Genomic DNA, 14441 nt, shown 5'->3' on the forward strand with positions numbered 1-14441 from the left:
GACGGCCAGGACCCGTGTCAGCCGCGCCGGTCGCGCAACCAATCCAGTGCCTGGGCAGCGGATTCCACGATCCGCGCGCCCTCCGGCAGCGGTGGGCGGTCGACCACGACGACCGGGATGCCCGCGGCGCGGGCGGCGGCGAGTTTGGCCTCGGTCTGCTCCCCGCCGCTGTCCTTGGTGACGAGCACGTCGATCCGGTGCCGCGCGAGCAGCCGCGCTTCGTCTTCCACCGCGAACGGCCCACGGGCGAGCAGCAGTTCCTGCCGCGGCGGCAGCGCGCCCTCCGGCGGGTCGATGGCACGGATCAGGAACCATTGCCGGGCGAGTCCGGCGAACGCGTCGACGCCTTGCCTGCCGATGGTCAGGAACACGCGCTCGCCGAGCGCGGCGACTTGCGTCGCGGCCGAGGGGAGATCGGGTACGCGCGTCCACCTGTCCCCCTTCTGCTCCACCCACCCGGGCCGGCGCAGGTGCACCAGCGGCACACCCGAAACTCGCGCGGCGTCCGCCGCGTTGGCGCTGATGGCCGCCGCGAACGGATGGGTGGCGTCGACCATCGCGGCCACGTCGTTGGCCGCGAGCCAGGCGCGCAGCCCCTCGGCGCCCCCGAAGCCGCCGATGCGGACCTTGCCCTCGGGCAGCAAGGGCGCGCGCACACGACCGGCGAGCGAGGACACGATCTCCCATCCTCGCTCGCCGGAAGCGATATGGGCCAGCTCCCGCGCTTCCCGGGTGCCGCCCAGAATCAGGATTCTCAGGGCTGGCCGCTGAAGTAGGCGATACCCGCGTTCAGCAGCGACGGCCCGCCCGCGACGGCCAGACCGATCAGCGCGCCGAGCACCGCGCCGGGCAGGATGCCGACGCCGAAGAACACGATGCCGATCGCGGCGCCGATCAGGCCACCGACCAGGGCGCCGAGCGAGGCGCGCTGCAACTCCGCGAAGAACCACTCCTGCGCGCCGATGAACTCGGCGGCGACCGGCGCGTTCGCGGTCGGCGCCACCTGCGGCGTCAGCGTCAGCTGCCTGCCCTCGTCGGCGACGGACGCGGCGATCCGGACCTGTTGGCCCTTGGCCGTGGCGGTGAGCGGAACGGTGGTGACGGTCTCACCCGCGGCGTTCTTCAGGGTGACCGACCGGTTGTCGGTATCGACGCTGAACGCGCCACCGGTAACGCTGGTGACCACCGACTTGCCCGCGTCGGCGAGCTGCAGCGCGTAGCCGACGCCCTGATCGGTGCCCGTCACGGTGGGCGATGCGGCGGCCTGGTCCTGCGCCGCGGGCGGCACCGGAGCGGCGTAGGAGGTGCCTGCGGTGACTCCGGTGGCGGCGACGGCCAGCAATGCGGTAGCGGCGAACTTCTTGTATCTCATCTATCTCCCCAACAGGATTCGGATTTCCGATCAATGATCGGAACTCGGCCCCGACCCTACCGCGTGACCGGTAACGTGTTCACCCCTGCGCGGGGAACGCCCGCGCGGTTTTCACCACCGACCACTGCGTGACCGGAAGCTGCGGACGCCAGGTGGTGAAGGATCCCAGCGGTTCCGCGCGGTAGATCTGGAACTTCCGCAATCCGCCACCCTCGGCGCCCGCCCAGCTGAGCAGCAGCGATTCCGATTCCGCCGTCACCGCGTTCGCGACGAGCCTGCCGCCTTGACGCAACTGCGCCCAGCATGTCTCGAGCACGCCATCCTGGGTCAGGCCACCACCGACGAAAATCGCGTCGGGCGAGGCGATTCCGGCGTCGGCGGCGACTTCGGCGCGCAGCTCGCCGCGAACCTGGATGTGCGGCACGCCCAGCGCCTCGGCATTGTCGGCGATCTGGCGCCGCCTGCGTTCGAGCCGCTCGAACGCGACGGCCCGGTTGCCGGGATGCGCCCGGCACCACTCGATGGCGATGCTGCCCGAACCGCCGCCGACATCCCACAGCAGTTCCCCGGGAGCGGGCGCCAGCGCCGCCAGCGTCAGCGCGCGGACCTCGTGCTTGGTGAGTTGGCCGTCTCCGCCGAACAATTCGTCCGGCAGTCCGGGTAAGCGGGTGGCACGCGGCTGGCCCCGGTCCGCCGAGCAGGTGATCGCCACGATGTTCAGCGGATCGCCCGGCGGCAGTTCCCACTGTTTCGCGATTCCGGCGCGGCGCCGTTCGGCGGGGCCGCCCAGTTGCTCGAGCACCGTCAGCTCCGAACCGCCGAAACCGTTGCGCCCCAGCAGTTGCGCCAGATCGCGCGGTGTGTGCTCGTCGGCGCTGAGCACCAGCAGCCGCCTTCCGTCGGCCAGCTCGGGTAGCACCGTCGCCAACGGACGCCCGACCACGCTGACCACCGGTGTCTGCGCCAGCGGCCAGCCCAGCCTGGCGCAGGCGAGAGAAGCCGAAGACGGCTGCGGCAGCACCCGCAGCGCCTGCGGGCCCAGCAACCGGGCCAAGGTGACGCCGATTCCGTAGAACATCGGATCACCGCTGGCCAAGACGCACAACCGTGCTCCGCTGTGCCGTTCCAGCAAATCCGGCAACGCGGGTAGCAAAGGCGAAGGCCACCTCACGCGGCGCGCCGCGACGGCCGGCGGCACGAGCGCCAGCTGACGGGCGGAACCGAACAGGACCTCGGCGCCGCCGACCGCCTCCCGCGCGGCGCGACCGAGGCCGTCCCAGCCATCGGCGCCGATCCCGATGACCGTGATCGGCGCGCCGGCCCACGAGACGGGCGTCGCGTTCATCGGGGCATCCGGCGCCAGATCGCTTGCGGCAGCAGGCGCATCGCGAAGAACACCGGTCGCAGGATGCCGGGCACCCACACCCGGCTCGCGCCACGGCGCAGGGCACGGACCACCGCGTCGGCGACCTCATCCGGCGTGCTGGAGAACGGCGCGGGAGACATCCCCTCGGTCATCCGCCCGATCACGAATCCGGGGCGGACCAGCAGCAACCCGACGCCGCTTCCGTGCAGGGCGTCCGCGAGACCGGAGGCGAAGCCGTCGAGTCCCGCTTTGGCCGAGCCGTAGACGTAGTTCGCGCGCCGGACCCGCACCCCGGCGACCGAGCTGAACACGACGATCCGTCCCGTGCCCTGCGCGCGCAGCAGATTCGCCAGCGTGGTGAGCACACCGGCCTGGGCGACGAAATCGGTGTGCAGGATCGCCGCCGCGTGGGCGGGATCCCGCTCGGCGCGCTGCTGATCACCGAGCACGCCGAAGGCGAGCACCGCGATCGCGATCGGCCCGTGCTCGGCGGCGATCTTCTCCAGCAACACCGGATGACTCGCCATGTCGTCGGCGTCGAATTCGGCGGTGTGCACCTCGTTCGCACCCGCCGCCGCGAGCTCCGCGCGCTGCGCGTCCAAGTCGCCGCTGCGCCTGGCCGCGAGCACGACCGCTCGTCCCGGTGCCAGCCGCCGCGCCACCTCGAGCCCGATCTCGCTCCGGCCGCCGAGCAGCAGCACGGTCCCATCGGGCAAACCACGCGTTCCCATGCGCCCAGTCTGTCATTCGCGCCGGCGGGGCTCGTCATCGCGCACCGGCGCGGCCGCATCCCCGGCTCCGGGCTGGTGCGGCGTCGTCGGGCGCCGAAGGCTACGGTCGAGGAATGCCGACGAGTACTGCTGAGCTGTCGCCCGCCGCCCTCGAGTTCGTCGCCGAACGGCACCTCGCCACGCTGACGACGTTGCGCGCGGACGGAACGCCCCATGTGGTGGCGGTGGGTTTCACCTGGGACCAGGAGGCCGGGATCGCGCGCGTCATCACCAACGACGGGTCGGTGAAAGTGCGCAACGTGCGCCGCTCCGGCTATGCGGCGGTCAGCCAGGTCGACGGGATCCGGTGGTTGACGCTGGAGGGCCCGGCCACGGTGCTCGACGCCCCCGACGACGTCGCCGAGGCGGTCGAGCGGTACGCGGGTCGTTATCGCGTGCCGCGGGAGAACCCGACACGCGTGGTGATCGCCATCCAGGTCCGGCGCGTCCTGTCCAGCAGCACGCTGGTCGCACCGGCCGCGGAAGGGAACGGCGCCGGCGCGTAGCGGCTCCCTGCGCCGTCATCGCCCGCCGTCAGCCGTCGATCACAGCACCATCAGGCCGTGCGGCCGCTGGTTCAGCGATTCACCGCCGTCGTCGGTGACGACCACGATGTCCTCGATGCGCGCACCCCACTCGCCGCGGAAGTAGATGCCCGGCTCCACGCTGAATGCCATGCCGGGCCGCAAGACCAGATCGTTCCCCGTGACGATGTAGGGCTCCTCGTGCACCGACAGGCCGATGCCGTGCCCGGTGCGATGCACGAAGGCGTGCCCGAGACCGGCTTCGGTCAACGGTTCGCGCGCCGCGGCGTCCACCGAGGCCGCGGTGACGCCGGGGCGGACCGCCGCGACCGCGGCGGCCTGCGCGCGTTCCAGTTCGGCGTATCGGGCGGCCACCTGCGGATCGGGCTCGCCGAGGACGTAGGTGCGAGTGGAGTCGGAGTAGTAGCCGGGCTCGACCGAGCCGCCGATGTCGATGACCACCACGTCGCCGGTCTCGATCCGGCGCTCGGACACGCGGTGATGCGGGTCTCCTCCGTGCGGGCCGCTGCCGACGATGACGAACGCCGCCTCGGTATGCCCCTCGGCCACGATCGCGTCCTCGATGTCGCGGCCGACCTCCGCCTCGGTGCGCCCGGCCCGCAAGAACTCGCCCATGCGCGCGTGCACCCGGTCGATCGCGGCGGCCGCCCGCCGCAGCGCGTCCACCTCGGCCGGATCCTTGATCATGCGCAGTTCGCGCAGGACGGGTGTGGCCGACACCGGAAGACCGGTGAACGACTCGGCCAGCGGCAGCAGATGCAGAGCCGGCATGACGTCGGCAACGGCCACCCGGGAACCGACGTGCAGCGCCGACTTCACCAGCGCGTACGGGTTGTCGGTGCCGTCGACCCACTCCAGCACTTGCAGCCCCAGTTCGCCCGCCGCCGAGGCCTCCAGCGACGCCAGCTCCAGTTTCGGGATCACGACCGACGGCGTCGCTCCGTCCGCCGGGATCACCAGACAGGTCAGCCGCTCGAACGACTCGGCCGCCGAGCCGATCAGGTAGCGCAGGTCCGGGCCGGGGGTGATCAGCATGGCATCCAGGTGGGCGGCCCGGATCAGCTCCACCGCCCGCTCCAGCCGTGCTCCGTAGACGTCCGCCGCGAACCTCGAATCCGTATGCGCGCTCATTCGTCCGACGTTACCCGCCGCGACCGCCCGGCGAACGCCCAACTTCGCCGGGCGGTGTCGGTGCGACCGAGTAGCCTCAGCCCGTGACCTCTGCTTCCGGTGGGCCCCTGCTGCTGTTGGACGGAGCCAGTCTATGGTTCCGCGCCTTCCACGCCATCCCCGACAAGATCACCGCGCCCGACGGCCGCTCGGTGAACGCGCTGCGTGGTTTCACCGACATGGTGGCGTCGCTGATCACCAGGTTCGCCCCCAGCCGGCTGGTCGTGTGCCTGGATCTGGACTGGCGGCCTGCGTATCGAGTCGAACTGGTCCCGTCCTACAAGGCACACCGGCTGGACACCTCGCCGGAGGCCGCGCCCGGCGCCGAGACCGTTCCCGACACGCTCACCCCGCAGGTCGAGATGATCCTGGAGGTGCTCGACGCCGCCGGGATCGCGACCGGCGGCGCCGAAGGCCTGGAAGCCGACGACGTGCTGGGCACCCTGGCGACCAGGGAGCGCGCCGACGAGGTGGTCGTGGTCAGCGGCGACCGCGACTTGCTGCAACTGGTCCGGGACGAACCCGCACCCCCCGTGCGGGTGTTCTACGCCGGGCGCGGGCTGGCAAAGGCGGAATTGTTCGGCCCGGCCGAGGTGTCGGCGAAGTACGGTGTGCCGCTGCGCAACGCGGGCCCGGCCTACGCCGACATGGCGACGCTGCGCGGCGACGCCTCCGACGGCCTGCCCGGCGTGGCAGGCATCGGCGAGAAGTCCGCCGCCACTCTCATCTCCCGCTTCGGTTCCCTGGACGCCTTGGTCGCCGCCCTCGACGATCCCGGCGCCGACCTGGCGCAAGGCGTGCGCGCCAAGCTGCGCGCCGCCGAGGACTACTTGAAGGCCGCCGCACCGGTCGTGCGGGTGGTCCGCGACGCCGAGGTCACCCTGTCCCGCGACGACGTCCTCCGCACCGAACCGGCCGACCCCGACCGCCTGCGCGCCCTCGCCACCGCCTACAACGCCGAAAGTCCGGTCACACGCCTGATCACGGCACTAGCGGCCCGCACCGCCTGACCCGCAAGCGCGTCGCACGAATCACGCGGGGCGTTGGAAGAGTGCGATACGGCCGGATCCCCAGCGCCGAAGGCGCTGGAAAACCGACCTCCCACCTCAGCTGGGGCGGCCGACCTCGTAGGTGCCGTCGTCCTTGGTGATCTTGATGGTCACCTTCTTGGCCTCGCCGCTGACCTTCACGCTGCACTCGAAGGTGGCGTCCACCTTGACTTCCTGGCCGGACGGGCAGGAGACGTCGCTGATGTCCTGGATGCCGTAGGAGTCCGACAGCACCTTCTTCACGCCGTCCTGCACGGCGGCCTGGTCCAGCTGGTCCTTGGCGGTCAACACGAGCACGAGGGCGACGATGGCGCCGACCACCGCGACACCGAGCACCGACAGCCCGATGATCAGGCCTTTGTTCTTGCCGCCCTGCTGCGGCGGCTGCTGACCGGGAGCACCCCACTGCGGCTGCTGCTGCGGCTGCCCCCACTGCGGCTGCTGACCCTGCTGGCCCCAGTCCTGCTGCTGCGGTTGGCCCCACTGCGGCTGCTGGCCTTGGGCAGGCTGCTGGCCCCACTGCGGTTGCTGGGGCTGCTGCGGCTGCTGACCCCACTGCTGCTGGGGCTGGCCCCACTGCTGCTGGTCACCCCAGTGCTGGGTCGGCTGAGCCGAGGCCGGGGTCTGCGGCTGACCGCCCCACTGCTGCGTGGGACCGGCCCCGCCCGGCGCCTGCTGTCCACCCCACTGCTGGGTGGGATCGTTGCGTCCCTCCCCGGGGTCGTTCGGTCCGTACGGGCCGCTCATCTGCTTGCCTCCACTCGCATCGTTGTACACACGGTAGCCCCCCGCGTGGGCCTCGTCGCATGACACGACTACTCCGCCACGGTCGGTACGCGAAAGAAATCAAATCACAATCGAATCCGCCGTGTTGCTATTGCCGCCCGCCGCGCGCCCGTAGCTCGCGCCGCTCAGGCGGCGTCCACCGCCACGACACCTCGCCGGATCGCCCGCACCGCCTTGGCGGCGGTCGCGGCGACCTCGGGATCGTCGGCGGTGCCGTGGATCTGATCGAGCAGATCGATCACCTGTCTGCACCAGCGCACGAAGTCACCGGCCGACAGCGGCGCGCCCTGATCGCCGCTGGCGAGCAACGACTCGGCCAATCCATCGCCGCGCGCCCATTTGTACACGCCGTCGACGAAGCCGAGATCGGGTTCCCTGGTCGGCGGCAGTTTGTGCCGCGCTTCGTCGGAGCGCAGCTCGGACCACACGCCGATGGTCGCGCCGACCGCGCGACGAATCGGGGCCGTCGGTCCGGACGCGCCGAGATAGCCGCCCTCCTGGCGGGATTCGTACACCAGGATCGAGACCACACCCGCCAGCTCCGCCGGGCCGAGGCCGCGCCACAGTCCCTTCCGGAGGCATTCGGCGACCAGCAGATCGCTTTCGGCGTAGATGCGCGCCAACCGGCGTCCGTCCGCGGTCACCTCGCTCTCGTGCACGAATCCGCGTTCCTCCAGCAGACCGAGAATCCGGTCGAACGTGCGCGCCAGCGAGTTGGTGGTCGCGGCAACCTTCTGGCGCATCGCCTCCGTCTCGCGCAGCAGCCGGTTGTAGCGCTCGCCGATCCGGGCCAGTTGCTCGCGATCGGGCCGGGAGTGCGCCGGATGCGCGCGCAGACTGCGGCGCAACGTGGCAAGTTCGCGGTCGTCGGCCGCGGCGGAGTGCCTGCCGCGGCGTGGCCTGCCCGGCACCGAGATGCCCGTGCTGCGCAGCGCCGAGGCCAGATCGCGGCGGGTGCGCGCGGTACGGTGATCCACCCGGCGCGGCAGCCGCATGTGCCCGAGCGCTTCGGCGGGCACCGGGAAATCGGCGACCGAAACCCTTCCGGCCCACTTGTCCTCGGTGAGCACCAGCGGACGCGGATCGCCCGGCGTCGCGTCCGGCTCCAGGATCACCGCCAGCCCGGCGCGGCGGCCGGACGGAATCGCCACCACGTCACCGCGCCGCAGTGCGCCCAGCGCGTCCACCGCCGCGCCACGCCGGTCGGCACGGCTCTGCTGGGCCAGCTGCCGCTCCCGCTGCTTGATCCGCTCACGCAGCGACAGGTACTCGAGAAATCCGCCTTCGGCGCCGCCGAGCTGGCCGCGCAGCTTGCGCAGGGCCCCCTCGTTGCGTTCGATGCCGCGCACCAGCCCGACCACCGAACGGTCCGCCTGGAACTGGGCGAACGATCGCTCCAGCAGGGCGCGCGACTCGTCGGCGCCCATCCGATCGATGAGGTTGATCGACATGTTGTAGCCCGGCCGGAACGAGCTGCGCAGCGGATAGGTGCGCGTCGAGGCCAGGCCCGCGACCGCGCTGGTGTCCACCTCGGGCTGCCACAGCACCACCGCGTGGCCTTCGACGTCGATGCCGCGCCGCCCCGCACGCCCGGTCAGCTGGGTGTACTCCCCCGGCGTGAGCTCCGCGTGTGACTCCCCGTTGAACTTGACCAGCCGTTCCAGCACCACGGTGCGGGCGGGCATGTTGATGCCGAGCGCCAGCGTCTCGGTGGCGAAGACCGCGCGCACCAGCCCGTTGACGAACAGTTCCTCGACGGTGTGCCGGAACGCGGGCAGCATCCCGGCGTGATGCGCCGCGAGACCGCGGTGCAGCGCCTCGCGCCACTCCCAATAGCCGAGCACCTCCAGATCGGTCTTGGGCAGATCGCCGGTGTGCTTGTCGATGATCGCGTCGACCTCGTCGCGCTCCTCCGGACGGCTCAGGTCCAGCCGCGAGCGCACGCACTGCGCGAGCGCGCCGTCGCAACCCGCCCGGCTGAAGATGAACGTGATCGCGGGCAGCAGGCCCTCTTCGTCCAGCTTGGCGAGCACCTCCGGCCGCGGCAACGGGCGGAAATCCCGGCGCGGGCCGCCGCGACCGTTGCGCGGGGAGCCCCAGCTGTTCATCCGGTCGGCCGCCTCGCGGTGGCGGATGAACCGCACCAGGTCTTCGTCGACGAGGACCTTCTGCTCGGTGGATTTGGTGTCGAACAGGTCGAACATCCGCCGTCCCACCATGACGTGCTGCCACAGCGGCACGGGCCTGGTCTCGTCGACCACAACGGCGGTGTCGCCGCGCACGGTCTCCATCCAGGCGCCGAACTCCTCGGCGTTGCTCACCGTGGCCGAGAGACTGACCAGCCGCACATCCGGGGACAGGTGCAGGATGACCTCTTCCCACACGGCGCCGCGGAACCGGTCGGCGAGGTAGTGCACCTCGTCCATCACGACGTAGGACAACCCGCGCAGCGCGTCGGAGGAGGCGTAGAGCATGTTGCGCAGCACCTCGGTGGTCATCACGACCACCGGCGCGTCCGGATTGATCGATTGGTCGCCGGTCAGCAGTCCGACCTTGTCGCGGCCGTGGCGCTCGGTGAGGTCGGCGAACTTCTGGTTCGACAGCGCCTTGATCGGCGTGGTGTAGAAGCACTTCCCGCCCGCCGCCAGCGCCAGGTGAACGGCGAACTCGCCGACCACCGTCTTACCCGCGCCCGTGGGAGCGCAGACCAGGACACTGTGGCCTTCTTCGAGCGCCGCACAGGCGTCGCGCTGAAACGGATCCAGCCGGAACTTCAGTTCGGCGGAGAATACGGCCAACTCGCCCGTCTGCGACCGGTCAACTGTCACTCGTCAGAGCGTATCGGAGTAGTCCGACACCGGTCGTGTGGATTTCTCCGCGGGCGTACCGATCGACCCGGCCGGATCGATCGGCTCCGGTGCGCCGAGTTCGGAGGCCTCCTCGTCCGACAGCGCGGCCAGATCCTCGCGCTCCTTGCGCGCCCTGCGCAGGTCGTTGACGCGGGAGAACTGGATCGCCACCTCGAACAACACCGTCAGCGCCAAGGCCAGCGCCAGCATCGAGAACGGATCCTGCGGCGTCACGATCGCCGCGAACACGAACAAGCCGAAGGTGATCCCCCGCCGCCACGCCTTGAGGCGCTCGTAGGTCAGGACGCCCACCAGGTTCAGCCCGACGATCAGCAACGGCGTCTCGAAGCTGACCCCGAAGATGATCAGCAACTGAATGATGAACGAGAAGTACTGCGACCCGCTCAGCGCCGTGATCTGCACGTTGTCGCCGATGGTGAGCAAGAAGCTCAACGCGTGCGCGATCACCACATAGGCCAGCACCGCTCCCGCGGCGAACAACACCGTGCCCGAGGACACGAACCCGATCGCGTACTTGCGTTCCTTCGCGTACAGCCCGGGGGTGATGAACGCCCACAATTGATACAGCCAGATCGGCGCCGCCAGCACCACGCCCGCGGTCAAGCCGACCTTCAATCGCAGCGTGAACTGCTCGAACGGCGCGGTCGCGAGCAGACGGCATTCGCCGTCCGGGGTCAGCGACGCACGGGCCGACGAGGGCAGCGAGCAATACGGCCCGCGCAGGATCTCACCGAGGCTCTCGATCCCCAGGAACCCGTGCGCGTACCACAGGAACCCCAGCACCGTCGTCGCGATCACCGCCGCGATCGACACCAGCAACCGGTACCGCAGCTCCTGCAGATGCTCGACCAACGACATGGTGCCGTCGGGATTGGTCCTGCGCTTACTGCGCCGCGGATCGAACGGGATTCGCATGGTTGGTGATCGCCCCTGGGGTCACGTGCCTCGCACGGCTCGGCAACAGCACTGAGTCCGGAGTGAGCTGTTCCTCACTCCGGCGCGAGCGGCTCCGCTCAGACCGACTTCTGCTCGGTGCGGGACTCGGTGGCCTGCGGCGTCGACTGCTGTGCGGCGGGCAACTGCGGCGCGGGCTGCTGAGCCTGCGCGCCGCCCGCGGGCGCGTTGCTCTCGTTCTGCATCTGACTGACTTCGCTCTTGAAGATGCGCAACGACCGGCCCAAGCTGCGGGCCGCGTCGGGCATCCGCTTCGCGCCGAAGAACATCACGAAGACCACCGCAATGATCAGCCAGTGCCAGATGCTCAGACTGCCCATGATCTACCTCCCAAGACTGTGATGTTTCGATGCTACCGGAGGGTGACGTGCGCGAACGCCGCCGTCACCGCTCGTTCGTCCCGCGTTCGGGCCCGCCGCCCGCCGTGGCGGTCCGCAACTGGCCGAGCAGCTCCCCTCCGCTCCACACGCGCCTGCCGCCAAGCTCGGCCGCGACGATCAATTCGGTCAGCCGCTGATTCACCGGCGTCGGCATCCCGACCATCGCGCCCAGTTCGACGATTTCCCCGCACAGCCAGGAGATTTCGGTCTTACGACCCAGTTCGAGGTCGTCGGCCATGGACGAACGCGCCACCGGATCGATCGCCAGCACCTGGCCGGCTACCCGCCGGAACAAGCCGTCGGGCACGGTCAGCAGCGCCGCCATCACCCGAGGCGGCAGCGGCGTCAGCCGGGCGGGGCGAATTCGCGCCTTGTTCATCACCGCGAGCGCTTCGCGCTGGGTCAGCGCGAGACAGCGGCGGTAGTCCCGGTCGGCGAGTTCCTCCCGCAGCGGGAGCCCCGACAGCGCGTTGATCGGGTTGTTGAGGTTCAGCAGCAGCTTCGCCCACTGCACCGGGCGCAGGTCGGGGTACCGGCGCAAGCCGAGCCGCGCTCGCTCGAACACGTCGAGGAACGGCGCCAGGGCCGGATCGTCCTGTACCGCGAGACCGCCTTCGGTGCCCCGATGGAAATGCCCGCCGGGGTGGTGCACGACGTTGAACATCACCATTCCGGCCAGCACCACGCAGTGCGGCAGGATCTCCCGGATCACCGAGTCGTTGCCGATGCCGTTCTGCAGGCTGAGCACCACGGTGCCGGGCCGGATCTTGCCCGCCAGCTCGCGCACCGCCTCCGCCGTCGCCGCCGATTTCACCGTGACCAGCACCAGGTCCGCCGAGCCGACGTCGTCGGGTTCGGTCGCGCGATGGAATCGGTCCGGCGGCAGCGCCTCGTCACCGCCGTCGAGGTCGGTGAGCCGGAGCCCGGACGCGCCGAGCTCGTCCAGCACCCGCTTGCGGCCGACCAGGGTGACCTCCGCGCCCGCCACGCCGAGCTTGCCGCCGACGAAATTGCCGATGCTGCCCGCGCCCACCACCAGCACACGACTGTTCATGCCGGGAGGGCCTGTGCCTTCCTCATCCGGCCTCCGGATATCCGGCTTCCTCGTAGGCGGCCAGCGCGGCGTTCGACCGCTCGCGCACCGCCGCCACCAGCTCCGGCGGGCCGAGGACGGTGACGCCTGCGCCGAAACCGAGCAGCAGGCGGGCCATCCAGTCCAGCGTGGCGAACCGCATGGTCGCCTCCAGGCTGCCGTCGGGATGCACCGCCAGCCGGTGCATCGGGTACTGATCCAGAACCCACGCGTAGTCGGCGTGAATCCGCAAACGCGCCAGAGGAACCGCCGGATCGTCCTGGAACAGGTCCAGGCCCGCCGTCGCGTCGGTGGCGTGCACGGGCGGCCGGGCCGGCTCCGCCAGTTCGGTCGCGGCCTCGATCCGGTCGAAGCGGAACAGCCGCACTCCCTCGGCCTGTCGGCACCAGGCCTGCAGATAGCTGTTGTCGTCCACGAGGACGATGCGGATCGGATCGACGATGCGTTCGGACACCACGTCACGACTGGCGGAGTAGTACACCAGCCGCAGCGCCCGGCCCAGCGCCAGCGCCGACCGCACGGCGGCCACCGCGGGCGCTTCCTGCGGCGGGGTGCGCGACCTCCCGTTCCCGGCGGATTCCGCGCCGCCCGCGATCGCCGCTTCGATCTTCGCGATGGCCGCGTGGGCCGCGGTCGGGTCGACCATGCCGGGCATGTCGACGATCGAGCGCAACGCCACCAGCAGGGCGGTCGCCTCGGTGGAGGTCAGTCGCAGCGGACGATCGATGCCCGCGGAGAAGGTGACCTCGATGCTCTCCTCGGAAAACGACAAGTCGATCAGGTCACCCGGGCCGTACCCGGGCAGTCCGCACATCCACAGCTGATTGAGATCGCTCATCAACTGCTTGGTGGTCACGCCCAGATCGGCGGCGGCCTCGGCGGCGCTGATGCCCGGGTGGGCGATGAAGTACGGGATCATGTTCAGCAACCGGGACAGCCGGACCGACAGCCGTGAACTCATGCCCGCACCTCCGTGCGGTCGAAGACCGAACGCAGCCGCGCGATGACATCGGCACGCAGCGACTCGGGGGCGAGCACCACGGCGTCCGGGCCCAGCCCGGTGATCAGCCGGGCCACCCAATCCCGGGATCGCACCGGAAGCTCGACCACGGTGCCCGCACGGCCGCCGACGACGCGCTCCCCGGTCACCTGGCCGAGCCTGCGGATCTCCCGTCCGCGCCCTTCGGCCACCCACACCGTGGCCGTGCCGCTGACCGGCGCGGTGCTGGTGACCTGGTCGACGATGGCGCGCAGATCGAGATCCTCCGGCTTGTGGACGGCGTTGCGCGGGCCGTACGGAGTGACATCGTCGCCGATGCGCGACAGCCGGAAGCTGCGCACCGCGTCCCGGTCCCGGTCGTGCCCGACGAGGTACCAGCGGCCGTGATGGGTGACGACGCCCCAGGGTTCGACGTCGCGCATCAGATAGGGGGCGTTGATCGCGCCGCGGTGCTCGAACCGCACCGCCTGGCCCGCGTCGATCGCGGCGAGGAGTTTGCCGAGCACGGGTTCCGAGCCGCGAGCGCGGGCCGGAACCGCGGGCACCGATGCCACGGCGGCGTCGGTTTCCACGTGCACGCCCGCCGCGCGCAGCTTGAGCAGCGCGCCTTCCGCGGCGGCGGCCAATTCCGGCGATTCCCACATCTGGACGGCCACCGCGACGGCGGCGGCCTCCTGGTCGGTCAGGTCGATGTCGGGTAGCTCGTAGGCGTCGCGGTTGATCCGGTAACCCTCCACCGTCGAGTACCGGCTCACCGGACCGACCTCCAGCGGGATGCCCAGATCACGCAGTTCGTTCTTGTCCCGCTCGAACATGCGGCTGAAGGCCTCGTCGCTGGCGGAGTCCTCGTAGCCGGCCACGCTCTCCCGGATCCGCTCGGCGGTCAGGAACTGCCGGGTCGACAGCAGCGCGATGACCAGATTCATCAGCCGCTCGACCTTGGATATCGCCACCCGATAGAGGGTAATCTGCGCGGCCAGGCTGTGTTGTTTTGGCCGCGACTTCGTCGCGGCGTGTTCGCGGCCCCTTTATGGCTCGCGTGTGCGCGACCGCCGCTTGCTCCTTCGTCGCGTACGCGGCGACCGC

Annotated in this window: 14 protein-coding genes; 2 read left to right on the top strand and 12 right to left on the bottom strand. The window is 70.6% G+C overall.

The window, feature by feature from the left end:
- Positions 1-17: 17 nt before the first annotated feature.
- The 4 genes from ACWDMM_RS30535 to ACWDMM_RS30550 form a co-directional block, all read right to left on the bottom strand.
- Positions 18-752, bottom strand: a complete 735-nt coding sequence (locus tag ACWDMM_RS30535; RefSeq protein ID WP_357106002.1) for a cobalt-precorrin-6A reductase — start codon at positions 750-752, stop codon at positions 18-20.
- Between the two features lie 2 nt (positions 753-754).
- On the bottom strand, positions 755-1372 hold the full coding sequence (locus tag ACWDMM_RS30540) for a hypothetical protein (protein WP_195080023.1): 618 nt from the start codon (positions 1370-1372) through the stop codon (positions 755-757).
- 79 nt (positions 1373-1451) lie between these two features.
- Positions 1452-2717: a precorrin-6y C5,15-methyltransferase (decarboxylating) subunit CbiE gene (gene cbiE / locus ACWDMM_RS30545; protein WP_357105827.1), complete on the bottom strand. Its 1266-nt coding sequence runs from the start codon at positions 2715-2717 to the stop codon at positions 1452-1454.
- Complete coding sequence (locus ACWDMM_RS30550) at positions 2714-3469, bottom strand: SDR family NAD(P)-dependent oxidoreductase (RefSeq protein WP_357105824.1); 756 nt, start codon at positions 3467-3469, stop codon at positions 2714-2716. The genes cbiE and ACWDMM_RS30550 overlap by 4 nt, the downstream gene beginning before the upstream one ends.
- 113 nt (positions 3470-3582) lie before the next feature.
- Between ACWDMM_RS30550 and ACWDMM_RS30555 the strand changes: the two genes are divergently transcribed.
- Positions 3583-4014: a PPOX class F420-dependent oxidoreductase gene (locus ACWDMM_RS30555; RefSeq protein WP_195080026.1), complete on the top strand. Its 432-nt coding sequence runs from the start codon at positions 3583-3585 to the stop codon at positions 4012-4014.
- A gap of 39 nt (positions 4015-4053) precedes the next feature.
- On the opposite strand, the gene ACWDMM_RS30560 is transcribed toward ACWDMM_RS30555, so the two are convergent.
- Complete coding sequence (locus ACWDMM_RS30560; RefSeq protein ID WP_449940765.1) at positions 4054-5184, bottom strand: M24 family metallopeptidase; 1131 nt, start codon at positions 5182-5184, stop codon at positions 4054-4056.
- Positions 5185-5267: 83 nt separating this feature from the next.
- On the opposite strand from ACWDMM_RS30560, the gene ACWDMM_RS30565 reads away from it, so the two are divergent.
- Complete coding sequence (locus ACWDMM_RS30565) at positions 5268-6233, top strand: 5'-3' exonuclease (RefSeq protein ID WP_449940767.1); 966 nt, start codon at positions 5268-5270, stop codon at positions 6231-6233.
- Between the two features lie 96 nt (positions 6234-6329).
- Here ACWDMM_RS30565 and ACWDMM_RS30570 read toward each other — a convergent pair whose 3' ends face one another.
- From ACWDMM_RS30570 to ACWDMM_RS30600, 7 genes are all read right to left on the bottom strand, one after another.
- The gene (locus ACWDMM_RS30570; protein ID WP_195080029.1) at positions 6330-7019 is read right to left on the bottom strand and encodes a DUF4333 domain-containing protein; all 690 of its coding nucleotides are present in this window, start codon (positions 7017-7019) and stop codon (positions 6330-6332) included.
- Positions 7020-7183: 164 nt separating this feature from the next.
- Positions 7184-9886 (bottom strand): DEAD/DEAH box helicase, encoded by a 2703-nt coding sequence (locus ACWDMM_RS30575; RefSeq protein ID WP_357105817.1) that lies wholly within the window; start codon positions 9884-9886, stop codon positions 7184-7186.
- Positions 9887-9889: 3 nt separating this feature from the next.
- Positions 9890-10843, bottom strand: a complete 954-nt coding sequence (gene tatC, locus ACWDMM_RS30580) for a twin-arginine translocase subunit TatC (RefSeq protein WP_195080031.1) — start codon at positions 10841-10843, stop codon at positions 9890-9892.
- Between the two features lie 98 nt (positions 10844-10941).
- Positions 10942-11202, bottom strand: coding sequence for a Sec-independent protein translocase subunit TatA (tatA, locus tag ACWDMM_RS30585; protein WP_195080032.1), 261 nt, complete (start codon positions 11200-11202; stop codon positions 10942-10944).
- Positions 11203-11266: 64 nt separating this feature from the next.
- The gene (locus tag ACWDMM_RS30590; protein WP_357105813.1) at positions 11267-12316 is read right to left on the bottom strand and encodes a 2-dehydropantoate 2-reductase; all 1050 of its coding nucleotides are present in this window, start codon (positions 12314-12316) and stop codon (positions 11267-11269) included.
- 22 nt (positions 12317-12338) lie between these two features.
- Complete coding sequence (locus tag ACWDMM_RS30595) at positions 12339-13316, bottom strand: helix-turn-helix transcriptional regulator (protein WP_449940774.1); 978 nt, start codon at positions 13314-13316, stop codon at positions 12339-12341.
- Positions 13313-14308, bottom strand: coding sequence for a helix-turn-helix transcriptional regulator (locus ACWDMM_RS30600; RefSeq protein WP_195080035.1), 996 nt, complete (start codon positions 14306-14308; stop codon positions 13313-13315). Before ACWDMM_RS30600 ends, ACWDMM_RS30595 begins: the two co-directional genes overlap by 4 nt.
- Positions 14309-14441 lie beyond the last annotated feature (133 nt).

The sequence above is a fragment of the Nocardia sp. NPDC003726 genome (assembly GCF_053586955.1).